Raw genomic sequence first — 12,267 nt, forward strand, 5'->3', positions numbered from 1 at the left:
ATGAACAAGGACTTTAAGCTCCGATGAATACGAAAACTTGGATGTGCCTGATTTGTGGGTGGATCTATGACGAAGCGGTTGGTGTACCGGAAGACGGCATCGCGGCAGGCACGGCCTGGGCCGATGTGCCGATGAACTGGACCTGTCCTGAGTGCGGTGCGCGCAAGGAAGACTTCGAAATGGTTGAAATCTGAAAGCATGGCATAGATAGAGCTACGCGGTCTGCGTCGATGTTCGGCGCGGCGGGCTTCCAAGTCTCATGAGCAGGAGCGTTTGCAATGGGCCCGAATGGATCAGGTTACAAGGTGCTTGTCATCGACGACAGCAATACCATCCGGCGCAGTGCCGAGATTTTTCTGAAGCAGGGTGGGCACGAGGTTCTTCTTGCGGAGGACGGCTTCGACGCGCTCTCCAAGGTTAACGACCACAAGCCGCATCTGATTTTCTGCGACATCCTGATGCCGCGGCTCGACGGCTACCAGACCTGCGCCATCATCAAGCGCAACGCCCATTTTTCCAACGTTCCGGTCGTCATGCTGTCTTCGAAAGACGGTGTATTCGACAAGGCCCGCGGCCGTATGGTCGGATCGCAAGACTACCTGACCAAGCCTTTCACCAAAGACCAGCTGCTGCAGGCCGTGCAGCAGTTTGGCATCGTTCAACAGGAAGTGCAGTAATGCCTATTCGCAAAATCCTCGTCGTCGACGACTCCAAGACGGAACTGGTGTTCCTGACCGACCTCCTCCAGAAGAACGGCTTTGCCGTCAAGACGGCTGAAAACGCCGACGACGCCATGCGCCGCCTGGAAGAAGACCACCCCGACCTGATCCTCATGGACGTCGTGATGCCCGGCCAGAACGGCTTCCAGCTCACGCGCGCCATCGCCCGTGACCCGAAGTACGCGGCGATCCCGATCATCCTGTGCACCAGCAAGAACCAGGAAACCGACCGCGTCTGGGGCATGCGCCAGGGCGCACGCGACTACATCGTGAAGCCGGTCAACGCAGCCGACCTGATGTCCAAGATCAGCGCGCTGAACTGAGCGAAAGCCTGCCGAGTCCATGGCGAATCGCGATGCTCTGAGAGCCTTCCAGTCCCGGCTGGCGAGCCGCCTGCAGGCCGCTCGCACGACGGGCGTGGCCGCCACGTGGCTGGCGGTCGAGGCGGGCGAGGGCAAATACCTCTTTCCGCTGGGACACGCCGGCGAAATCTTTCCCTGGACGCCGCCACAGCCCGTGCCTTACACGGAGCCGTGGTTCCTCGGCGTTGCCAACCTGCGCGGCGGCCTCTACGGCGTGGTGCAGCTGTCGGCATTCGCCTCCGGCGTTCCAGTCGCGCTGGCCGCCACCGAGGCGGCGCGCATCCAGTCGCGGCTCGTTGCTTTCAACGAGCTGCTCGAAGTCAACTGCGCATTGCTGGTCGATCGACTGGCGGGGTTGCGGGGGGCGGAGGCCTTCACGGCGTCCGAGCCTCCTGGCGCAGAAGCACCTGCCTGGCATGGGCATCTGTTTACCGATGCAGCGGGGGAGCGCTGGCAGGAAGTCAACCTGCAAGCGCTTTCGCAGCAACCCCAGTTTTTGAGTATTGGTGCGTAGTGCTCCCGCACGCCGTACCGGAAACCACCTGAAGGACCGACCGTGAGCTCGATCGCCGACAAGTTCAAGAAATTACTGCCCGTGAACAACGGGAACGACAAGGCCCGCGTCGATGGCTCCGGTTCCACGATATCGCTTGACGATGTCGACACCGTCCAGGTTCCGGACGAGAAAACCGTGCGCCTCGCCAGGAAAGGTGCCGCGACCACGGACACCAGCTTCGGCGAGCTCGACCTGCCGGGCGGCGGCGACGCCGCCAACGAGCCGGGCGCCACGGCTGCCGAAGCGGTGCCCGACACCACCGGCGGCCGCGCGGGCTCCAACCCGGCGAGGCAGCAGCGGATCCTGGCCATCCTGCTGGCCGTCGTGGTGCTGTTGCTGCTGCTGGTTGCAGGCTCCGCCATTCTTCGCGCGGAACGCCTGGCGCAGCAGGTGGCGGCCACCGGCCAGTCGCTGATGCAGTCGCAGCGTCTTGCCAAGTCGATCTCGCAGGCCCTCGTTGGCAGCGCCTCGGCGTTCGTCGAAGTGAAGGACAGCGCCGACGACCTCTCGCGCCGCGTGCAGGGCCTGACCAACGGCGACGACTCGTTGCGCCTGGAACGCGTGGGCAACCAGTACGACGAGGAGATGAACAAGATCAATCCTCTCGTCACCCGCGCCGACGCCAGCGCCAAGGCCGTGCTGGCCCAGCGCCAGATCCTGACGCAGGTGGGTGCCGCTCTGCGCGACATCAACCAGCAGTCGTCCACGCTGCTCGAAATGACGGAAACCGTCGCGTCGCTGAAGATGCAGCAGAACGCCACGCTGCCTGAAATCTCGGCCGCCGGCCAGCTCGTGATGCTGACGCAGCGCATCGGCAAGTCGACCAACGAGTTCTTCACGGTCGAGGGCGTGAACCCCGACGCCGTGTTCCTGCTGGGCAAGGACCTGAACACCTTCCAGGAAACCACCCGCGGCCTGCTCGACGGCAACGCGCAGCAGCGCTTCCCCGGTTCGAAAGACCCGCAGACCCGCCAGCAGCTCGAAGCCATCCTGAAGACCTACGAGCAGATGCGCACACAGGCTTCGGCCATTCTGGGCAACCTGCAGGGTCTGGTGGCGGCGCGCGAAGCGCAGGCTTCCATCCTGACCGACAGCGAGCCGCTGCGTAAGTCGCTCGGCGACCTGCAGGAAAAGCTCTCCGCACGCACCGGCCTGGGCGCCGGCACCATCGTGCTGCTGTTCGTGCTGTCGCTGGCCGCCCTGGCACTTGCCGGTGCCATCGGTTTCGTGCAGGTGCGCGAAGGCCGCGAACGTGCCGCCGTCGCCGAACGCGAACGTCTGGCTGCCGAGCAGGCTTCCGACGAAGCCGGCCGCGTGAACAACGCCAACCAGGCCGCCATTCTTCGGCTGATGAACGAACTGCAGACAGTGGCCGAAGGCGACCTGACGCAGGAAGCCACCGTGACCGAGGACATCACCGGCGCTATCGCCGACTCGGTGAACTACACGGTGGAAGAACTGCGACTGCTGGTGGGCAACGTGCAGAACACGGCTACCCGCGTGGCGCAGACGACGTCGCAGGTGGAAAGCACCTCGACCGAGCTGCTCGCCGCCTCGACCGAACAGCTGCGCGAAATTCGCGAAACCGGCCAGTCGGTGCTGACCATGGCCGAGCGAATCAACGGCGTGTCTACCCAGGCGCAAGAGTCCGCCACGGTGGCGCGCCAGTCGCTGCAGGCTGCATCCTCGGGTCTGCAGGCCGTGCAGAACGCCATTGGCGGTATGAACTCCATCCGCGACCAGATCCAGGAAACCTCCAAGCGGATCAAGCGCCTGGGCGAATCCTCGCAGGAGATTGGCGAAATCACCGAGCTGATCTCGGACATTACCGAACAGACGAACGTGCTGGCCCTGAACGCCGCCATCCAGGCCGCATCGGCCGGTGAAGCCGGACGAGGCTTCTCGGTGGTGGCGGAAGAAGTTCAGCGACTGGCCGAACGCTCCGCAGACGCTACGCGCCAGATCTCGGCGCTGGTGAAGGCGATTCAGACCGACACCCAGGATGCCGTGGGCGCCATGGAGCGCTCCACGCAGGGTGTGGTCGAAGGGGCCAAGCTGTCCGACAACGCGGGTACCGCGCTGTCCGAGATCGACCGCGTGTCGCGCCGACTCGCCGACCTGATTGAGCAGATTTCGCAATCCGCCTCCCGCGAAGCCGATTCGGCCAACGTGGTGGCCGCGAACATCCAGCACATTTTTGCCGTGACGGAACAGACCGGAGAAGGTACGCGCACCACCGCCCAGCAGGTGCGCGAACTGTCGCAGATGGCCGAAGAGCTGCGTCGTTCGGTGGCTCGTTTCAAGATTGCCTGACCCACAAGATAGATAAGAACGGCGAGCACCCAACGTGTCGATTCAAACCCCTGCCACGGCCCCCCTCGCCGGCAACGTGCCGGCCACCGAAGACCTCGGGCCGCTGGCCTGGGTGCTGGGAGAAATCCAGAAATCCCTCGACGGTGTAGGCAAGTCGCTGCGGCGCTTCGTGCGCGACGTGGACGCTGCGGCCGAGCCCGAGGCCGGCCCGTTGCAGATGGCCCGCCAGCAACTGCACCAGGCCGTTGGCGCGCTGCAGATGGTGGGGCATGCCTCGCCCGCGCTGGTGCTTGGCGCCATCGAGTTCGCGGTGCAGGGCTTCATCGCCGAACCGCAGCGCTGCACCGATGCCGCGGTGGTCAAGATCGAGCGTGCCGGCTTCGCCGTCACCGATTTCCTCAACGCCCTGCTGGCCGGCAAGCCCGTGTCGTCGGTGGCGCTGTTTCCCCAGTATCGCGACGTGCTGGAGCTCGTCGGCAACGAGCGCGTTCACCCGGCCGACCTGTGGAGCACCGTCTGGCGCTGGGTCGAGATCAAGCCCGCGCCGACGCAGGCCGCCATCGCCTATGACCCGGCCGTGCGCTCGAAGCTCGACCGCGAAGTGCTGCAACTCGTCAAGACCGGCGACGTGCAGGCCGCCCGGCGGTTGCATGCGCTGTGCCTGGGGCTCGGCCGCGGCGCATTGCTGCCCCGCGTCGCCAGCTTCTGGACCCTGGCCGCCGGCTTCTTCGAAGCGCTGGCCACCGGGTTGATCACGCCCGACTCCTACGTCAAGCGCGCCGCCTCGCGCGTGCTGCTGCAGTACGCCACGCTCGCGCGCGGCGACAGCCTCGTGTCCGACCGTCTCGGGCAAGACCTGCTGTTCTTCTGCGCGCAGGCCGTACCCGCCGCCAGCGACGACGCGGCCACGCTGCGCACCGTGCGCAGCGCCTGGGGCATCGCTGGCGAACAGCGCATCGACTACACCGTCGAGCAGTTCGGCCGCTTCGATCCGCTGGTGCTGCAACAGGCGCGCAAGCGCATCGAGACCGCCAAGGAAATGTGGTCGGGCCTCTCGGGCGGCGACATCACCCGCACGCGCCAGGTGGCCGACACCTTCGCGCAGCTCGGCGAATCGCTGCAGAAGCTGCACCCGCCGAGCCTGCCGATGGTGCAGGCGCTGACCCATTCGGTCGAAGCCTCCGTGCGCTCCGGCCAGGCCCCGGGCACCGAACTCGCGATGGAAGTCGCCACCTCGGTGCTCTACCTGGAAGCCGCGCTCGAAGACCTGGACCCCAGCGATCCGCAGCTCACCTCGCGCACCCTGCAACTGGCGGGCCGCATCGAACGCGTGCGCGCGGGCGGCCATTCCGAGCCGCTCGAGCCGTGGATGGAAGACCTCTACCGCCGCGTGAGCGACCGCCAGACCATGGGTACTGTGGTCGACGAACTGCGCAGCCACCTGAGCGAACTCGAGAAATCGCTAGACCAGTATTTCCGCCGCCCGGCCGAAAAGGGCCTGCTGCGCACCGTGCCGACGCAACTCCTGCAGATGCGCGGTGTGTTCTCCGTGCTCGGCCTCGACCAGGCCGCGCTCACCGTGCAGCGCATGCGCGACGACGTCGAGGCGATGCTCGTCAGCACCTCGCCAGCCGAAGAAATGGCCGGCTTCGACGCGCTGGGCAACAACCTCGGCGCGCTGGGCTTCCTGATCGACATGCTGGGCTACCAGCCCGCACTGGCCAAGCGCCTGTTCGTGTTCGACGCCGAAGCCGGCGAACTCAAGCCGCTGATGGGCCGTCAGGCCACCGACAGCGCGGTTGCCGACGGCGCTGCGCCGAGCCCGGCGCCGGTCGCCCAGGCCGTGCTCAGCATCGAGGAGGTCGACGCACAGATCGCCTCGAAGCTCGCCGCTCTCGCCACGCCCAACCGCAAGGCCAAGGTTTCGCCGATCGAGGAATTCAGCAGCAAGGCCGACAGCTGGACGAACAAGATTTCCGGTCCGTCCGCGCTGCCCGACACCGAAGTCACCGAGCTCGAAGAAGACGACCTGCAGAACATCTTCCTCGACGAGGCCCGCGAGGTGGTGCAGAACGGCCTGGCCGCCATTGCCGAACTCGCCAGCTACCCGGACGACACCGAAGAACTCACGATCCTGCGTCGTGCCTTCCACACGCTCAAGGGCAGCTCGCGCATGGTCGGCCTCACCGACTTCGGCGACGCTGCCTGGTCGCTCGAACAGGTGCTCAACACCTGGCTGGCCGACCAGCGTGCCGCCACGCCGGAACTGCTCTCGGCCACCGAACGCACGATGAAGGACTTCAGCCAGTGGGTCGAGGCCATCGCCTCGGGCTCTGCGCACGGCTGGCAATCGGCACCGTTCAGCCGCGTGGCCAACGCGCTGCTGGCCGGCGAGCCCGTGCCCCCGCCGGTGCGCGTGGCCGATGCGGAGGCCCTGGCGGTCGCCGCGCGCCACATCGCGGCCGAAGCGCCTCACTCCGCGCCCGCACCGCTCGAGGTTGCGGCGCCGGTGGCGGCGCAGCTGCCGCCCCTGCAACTGCCCGATCTGCCGGACCTGTCGCTCATCTCGGAAGCACCCGCACCCGCACCGGTCGCAGCGCCCGAGGTGCCGTTCGAAACTGTGGCTTGGCAAGAGCCCGAGAAGGCTGCCACGCCCGAGCCCGACGACGATTTCGCATCGACCGACTTCATCGATTTCGAAGCGAAGCAGACCACCGAGCCTGCAGCGCTTGAAGCCTTGCCGAGCGGCGAGGAGTTCGATTTCCTGGCGCCCCCTGCGAAGACTCCAGCGGCCGCCGAGCCGGAGCCGGCAGAGCCCGCTCCAGTCATCGAATCGATCGAGGCCACCGTGCCGACCACGGCCGGCCTGCCCGACCTGGACTGGGAGCCCGAGCCGCTGCCCGTGCAGGCTGCTGCTGTTGTTGCAGCCGAGCCCGAAGTCATCGAAGCCGCGGCACTGCCGCTGCACGAAGAAGAGCCAGAAGAGCCGGTCGCCGCACCCGAGCCGCAACCGGTGGCCGAAGCAGAACCGGAGCCCGAGCCCGAACTGCCTGCCCTGGCGGTTGCCGAAGAAGTGGTCGTGCCCATCTTCGAAGCACCCCCGGTGCCCGAAGAAGCGCAGATCCTCGTTGCCGACAAAGAAACAGAAGCAGAAGCGCCCGAACCCGTCGTGGCCGCTGCGCCCGTCGCGCCGCAGGAAAGCGCCGAAGACCAGGTCAAGGTCATCGGCCCGCTGCGCATCGGCATTCAGCTCTACAACGTCTACCTCAACGAGGCCGACGAGTGGTCGCGCCAGCTCGCCACCGACGTCGGTGAATGGGCGCTCGAATCGCACGAACGCCTGCCCGACTCGACCGTCGCGCTGGCCCACTCGCTGGCCGGCAGCTCGGCCACGGTCGGCTTCCACAGCCTGTCGGGCATGGCCCGCCTGTTCGAAGCCGCGCTGCAGCATCTGCAGATGCAGGGCAGCGGCACGCGTGAGCAGGGCATGGTGCTGGTGGCCGCGGCCGACGAGCTGCGCCGCCTGCTGCACCAGTTTGCCGTCGGCTTCCTGCGCGATCCGGCCGAAGGCACGCTGCAGGCGCTGCGCGACATCGCCAATTCGCCGATGCCGACCGAAGTTGCCATGCGCGCCGAAGTCCGGCCGCTACAGCAGGTGGTGGTCAGCGAATCTGTCGCCGACGTGGCGCTGGACGATTCCGAAGACGCCATCGACCTGGCCGACGCGGTCGACGTCGACCTGTTCCCGATCTTCGAGGAAGAGGCTGCCGAACTGCTGCCCCAGCTCGGCGAGGCGTTGCGCCAATGGGCGCATCACCCCGACGACAGCGCGCCGCGCGCCTCGGTGCTGCGCACGCTGCACACGCTCAAGGGCAGCGCGCGACTGGCTGGCGCCATGCGCCTGGGCGAGCGCGCGCACCGCATGGAGTCCGAGATCGAAGTCCTGGGCTCCCAGGGCGCGGAACGGGCCGACATCGAAAAGCTGCTGACGCGCCTCGACGCCCTGCAGGCCACCTTCGACGCGCTGCGCGCGGCCGACGATGCCACGCAGGTCGAGCTGGCCCAGATCGTGGCCGCGGCCACCGCGACCGCATCCGCCGCCCAGCTGCTGCAGGTGGCGCCCGAAGCCGGCGTGCCGGCGAACGACGAAACCGCCGCCCCCGTGGCGAGCCTGGAAGACGAAGAGTCCGTCGCTGCCGCACCGGCTGCACCCACGACGCTGCAACCGCGCCCCGCGCCCGCACTGCTCACGCCTCTGCGCGCGGCAACGGGCCAGGCCGTGCGCATTCGCACCCAGCTGCTCGACCGCCTGGTCGCGCAGACCGGCGAGGTCATCATCACGCGTTCGCGCCTGGAAGCCGAACTCGGCCAGCTGCGCGGATCGCTGTCCGACCTCACGGGCAATCTGGACCGCCTGCGCCAGCAACTGCGCGACATCGAAGTGCAGGCCGAAAGCCAGATGCAGTCCCGCCTGGCGCAAGCCAAGGACTCGCAGCAGGGCTTCGACCCGCTGGAGTTCGACCGCTTCACCCGCGTGCAGGAACTCACGCGCATGATGGCCGAGTCGGTGAACGACGTGGCCACCGTGCAGCGCACGCTGCAAAAGACGGTGCAGGCGACGGAAGACGACCTCAGCGTGCAGGCGCGCCAGACGCGCGAACTGCAGCGCGGCCTGCTGCGCACGCGCATGGTGGAGTTCGAAGGCATCTCCGACCGCCTCTATCGCGTGGTGCGCCAGGCCTCCAAGGACACCGGCAAGCAGGTGCGCCTGGACATCGTCGGCGGCTCCATCGAAATGGACCGCGGCGTGCTGGACCGCATGACGCCCGCCTTCGAGCACTTGCTGCGCAACTGCGTGGCCCACGGCATCGAAGATTCGGCTGTGCGGGAGAAGGCCGGCAAGGACGCCAGCGGCCTGATCGTCATCGACCTGCACCATGAAGGCAACGACGTCTCGGTGAGCTTCCGCGACGACGGCGCCGGCCTCGACAACAAGCGCATCGCCGAGCGCGCCCGCGCTCTCGGCCTGCTGGGCCACGACCAGGAACTGTCGGCCGAAGAAGCCACCGAGCTGATCTTCAAGCCCGGCTTCTCGACGGCGGGCCAGGTCTCCGAACTGGCCGGCCGCGGCATCGGCATGGACGTGGTGCGCGCGCAGATCGCGGCGCTCGGCGGCCGCATCGAAACGCACAGCAACCCGGGCCAGGGCACCACCTTCAAGCTGGTGCTGCCGCTGACCACCGCCGTGACGCACGTGGTGATGCTGCGCGCGGGCGAGGTGTCGGTCGGCGTGCCATCGAACCTGGTGGAACTGGTGCAACGCGTGGGAGGAACCGACCTCGAGGCCGCCTACCTGCACAACAGCCACCCCTTCGGCCACGAACAGGTGCCGTTCTATTGGGCCGGCGCGCTGCTGCAGGCCTCGACCCGCAGCGAACATGCGGGCGCCAAGAACAACACGATCGTGGTCGTGCGAAGCGCCGCGCAGCGCGTGGCCCTGCACGTGGACGAAGTGCTGGGCAACCAGGAAGTCGTGGTCAAGAACCTCGGCCCGCAGCTCGCGCGGCTGCCCGGTCTGGCCGGCATCTCTGTGCTGGCTTCGGGTGCGGTGGCGCTGATCTACAACCCGGTGGCGCTGGCCGCGGTGCACGGCGAGCAGGCGCGCCAGCGCCAGGCCGCCGCGCTGGTGGCGCCGGCGCATGCCGCATCGGCCACGGCCGAGCAGGGTGGCGCACCGCAGGAGCCGTTGCCGGTGCTGGCCCCGGTGGCGCCGCAGATTCCGTTGGTACTGGTGGTGGACGACTCCATCACCGTGCGTCGCGTCACGCAGCGTCTGCTGCAGCGCGAAGGCTATCGCGTGTCGCTCGCGGCCGACGGCCTGCAGGCGCTCGAACGGCTGCAGCAGGAACGTCCGGCGGTGGTGCTGTCGGACATCGAGATGCCGCGCATGGACGGCTTCGACCTGGCCCGCAACATCCGCGCCGACGCCGCACTGGCCGAGCTGCCGATCATCATGATCACCTCGCGCATCGCCGAGAAGCACCGCGACTATGCGCGCACGCTGGGCGTGAACCACTACCTCGGCAAGCCGTACTCGGAAGAGGAACTGCTGCGCCTGGTGCGTGCGTACACGAGCGAGTCGACAACGCTGGCGGCCGCCGCCTGACGCGCGGTTTTCAGGCAGCGATAAAGAAAAGGGCCTTCGGGCCCTTTTCTTATTTCTGCAGTGCCTTCGCCCGCGCCACCCCGTAGCGCTGCAGTGTCTTCTCGCGCGCCTCGGCGTGGTCCACCACCGGCTTCGGGTACGTCTCGCCGAGCTTGATGCCGGCCGCTTCCAACTCCACCGGCGACGCCAACCACGGCGCATGGATCGCCGCATTCGACAGCCCCGCCAGCTGCGGCAGGTAGCGGCGGATGAACTTGCCCTCGGGGTCGAAGCGCTCGCTCTGCGTCACCGGGTTGAAGATGCGGAAGTAGGGCTGCGCGTCGCAGCCGCTCGAACTGGCCCACTGCCAGCCGCCGTTGTTCGACGCCAGCTCGAAGTCGTTCAGGTGCAGCGCGAAGTAGGCCTCGCCGCGACGCCAGTCCAGCCCCAGGTCTTTGCACAGGAAGCTCGCCACCACCATGCGCAGGCGGTTGTGCATGTAGCCGCTCTGGTTGATCTGCAGCATGGCCGCGTCCACCAGCGGGTAGCCGGTGCGGCCCTGGCACCAGGCGTCGAACAGCTGGTCGGCGTGCTTGCCGTGGTGCCAGGCGATCTTGTCGTACTCGGGCCGGAAGCTCTTCGACTCGCCGCCCCTGTGCACGTGCGGAAAGTGCACCAGGATCTGGAAGTAGAACTCGCGCCAGATCAGCTCGCTCAGCCAGGTCGTCGCCCCGGCGTTGCCCTGCAGCGAGAGCTGGTGCGCCAGGCTGGCCATCTGCCGGATCGACACCGTGCCGAAGCGCAGGTGCACGCCCATGTAGCTGGGCCCGCGCACCGCAGGGAAGTCGCGCGCCTCGTGGTAGCGGTCGATGCGCTCGAAGAAATCCTCGAACAGCAGGCCCGCGCCGCGCGTGCCGGTGGGGATCTCCAGCGCCGAGAGGTTGCTCTTCTCGAAGCCGATCTCCCGCAGCGTCGGCACCGGCTCGCCATAGGCCTGCGGCGAGGGCGCCAGCGCATCGGCATGGCTGCGCACCGGATACGACTTGAGAAAGAACGCATCGACCTTCGCCAGCCAGGCCCGCTTGTAGGGGGTGAACACCGTGTAAGGCTGATCGGTCTTGGTCATGACCTCGTCGCGATCGAAGACGGTGGAGTCCTTGTAGGTGTGGAACGCCACGCCGGCATTGGCCAGCGCGCCGAACACCTTGGCGTCGCGCTCCAGCGCGTCGGGCTCGTCGTCGCGGTTGGCGAACACCGCCTGCACGCCGAGTTCGCGCGCCAGCGCGGGAATCTCCTGCACCGCCGCGGCATGCCGCACGACCAGCCCGCCGCCCAGCGCGCGCAGTTCGGCCTCGAGCTCCACCAGCGATTCGCGGATGAATTCGACCCGCCGGTCGACCGTGGGCAGGGCGTCGAGGATGGCCTTGTCGAAGACAAAAACGCAGACCACCTGGCGGCAGGCCCGCAGCGCGCGATACAGGGCCGCGTTGTCGTCCACCCGGAGGTCACGGCGGAACCACATGAGCCCTTTGGGATAGGTCTTGTCAACGGCCAGTAAAATCGGGGGCATATGGCCGCCGATTCTGCCCCGATGAACCTTACGCATCACTTTTTGATAGCGATGCCCGGGATGGAAGACAAAACTTTCAACCGCAGCGTCGTGTACCTCTGCGAACACAGCGAGCGCGGTGCGCTCGGCCTGGTAATCAACAAACCCAGCGACATCAACCTCAAGGTGCTGTTCGAGAAAATCGAGCTCCACCTGGCCCGCCCCGAGCTGGGCGAAGCCCCCGTCTTCCAGGGCGGCCCGGTGCAGACCGAACGCGGCTTCGTGCTGCACGAGCCGGTCTTCACCCAGGCCGAGAAGCCCGAGGAATCGGTCTACGCCTCGACCATGACCATTCCCGGCGGGCTCGAAATGACCACTTCCAAGGACGTGCTGGAGGCCCTGGCCACTGGCGCCGGCCCGCGCAAGGTACTGGTCTCGCTGGGCTACGCGGCCTGGGGCGAAGGCCAGCTCGAATCGGAACTGGCCGAAAACAGCTGGCTTACCGTGGGCGCCGACCCGGCCGTGATCTTCGACACCCCGATCGAGCAGCGCTACGACAGGGCGCTGCTGCTGCTGGGCCTCGAGGCGTGGAAGCTGTCGCCGGACGCCGGACACGCATGAGC

8 protein-coding genes are annotated in these 12,267 nt (G+C 67.3%); 7 read left to right on the top strand and 1 reads right to left on the bottom strand.

Features of this window, described 5'->3' with window-relative positions; genetic code table 11:
- Positions 1–23 precede the first annotated feature (23 nt).
- The 6 genes from NWF24_RS02765 to NWF24_RS02790 all read left to right on the top strand — a co-directional run bounded on the left by NWF24_RS02765 (position 24) and on the right by NWF24_RS02790 (position 10,116).
- On the top strand, positions 24–194 hold the full coding sequence (locus NWF24_RS02765) for a rubredoxin (protein WP_007838397.1): 171 nt from the start codon (positions 24–26) through the stop codon (positions 192–194).
- An 84-nt stretch (positions 195–278) separates the two neighbouring features.
- Positions 279–677, top strand: a complete 399-nt coding sequence (locus NWF24_RS02770) for a response regulator (RefSeq protein WP_021012487.1) — start codon at positions 279–281, stop codon at positions 675–677.
- Complete coding sequence (locus NWF24_RS02775; protein WP_093056632.1) at positions 677–1,042, top strand: response regulator; 366 nt, start codon at positions 677–679, stop codon at positions 1,040–1,042. The genes NWF24_RS02770 and NWF24_RS02775 overlap by 1 nt, the downstream gene beginning before the upstream one ends.
- Positions 1,043–1,061: 19 nt before the next feature.
- The gene (locus NWF24_RS02780; RefSeq protein WP_093056631.1) at positions 1,062–1,595 is read left to right on the top strand and encodes a chemotaxis protein CheW; all 534 of its coding nucleotides are present in this window, start codon (positions 1,062–1,064) and stop codon (positions 1,593–1,595) included.
- 42 nt (positions 1,596–1,637) lie between these two features.
- Positions 1,638–3,950 (top strand): methyl-accepting chemotaxis protein, encoded by a 2,313-nt coding sequence (locus NWF24_RS02785; protein WP_258352887.1) that lies wholly within the window; start codon positions 1,638–1,640, stop codon positions 3,948–3,950.
- Positions 3,951–3,984: 34 nt separating this feature from the next.
- Positions 3,985–10,116 (top strand): Hpt domain-containing protein, encoded by a 6,132-nt coding sequence (locus NWF24_RS02790; protein WP_258352888.1) that lies wholly within the window; start codon positions 3,985–3,987, stop codon positions 10,114–10,116.
- A gap of 49 nt (positions 10,117–10,165) precedes the next feature.
- Here NWF24_RS02790 and NWF24_RS02795 read toward each other — a convergent pair whose 3' ends face one another.
- Entirely contained in the window at positions 10,166–11,665 is a 1,500-nt protein-coding gene (locus tag NWF24_RS02795) for a cryptochrome/photolyase family protein (RefSeq protein ID WP_258352889.1), read from the bottom strand.
- On the opposite strand from NWF24_RS02795, the gene NWF24_RS02800 reads away from it, so the two are divergent.
- Complete coding sequence (locus tag NWF24_RS02800; protein ID WP_258352890.1) at positions 11,666–12,265, top strand: YqgE/AlgH family protein; 600 nt, start codon at positions 11,666–11,668, stop codon at positions 12,263–12,265.
- Positions 12,266–12,267 lie beyond the last annotated feature (2 nt).

The organism is Variovorax paradoxus (assembly GCF_024734665.1).
Classification (GTDB): Bacteria; Pseudomonadota; Gammaproteobacteria; order Burkholderiales; family Burkholderiaceae_C; genus Variovorax.

What these genes read in the sequence shown, in the direction of transcription:
- NWF24_RS02770 (WP_021012487.1), top strand. Translation starts at nt 279, where the DNA reads ATGGGCCCGAATGGATCAGGTTACAAGGTGCTTGTCATCGACGACAGC.
- NWF24_RS02780 (WP_093056631.1), top strand. Translation starts at nt 1,062, where the DNA reads ATGGCGAATCGCGATGCTCTGAGAGCCTTCCAGTCCCGGCTGGCGAGC.
- NWF24_RS02800 (WP_258352890.1), top strand. Translation starts at nt 11,666, where the DNA reads ATGGCCGCCGATTCTGCCCCGATGAACCTTACGCATCACTTTTTGATA.
- NWF24_RS02795 (WP_258352889.1), bottom strand. Translation starts at nt 11,665, where the DNA reads ATGCCCCCGATTTTACTGGCCGTTGACAAGACCTATCCCAAAGGGCTC.
- NWF24_RS02775 (WP_093056632.1), top strand. Translation starts at nt 677, where the DNA reads ATGCCTATTCGCAAAATCCTCGTCGTCGACGACTCCAAGACGGAACTG.
- NWF24_RS02765 (WP_007838397.1), top strand. Translation starts at nt 24, where the DNA reads ATGAATACGAAAACTTGGATGTGCCTGATTTGTGGGTGGATCTATGAC.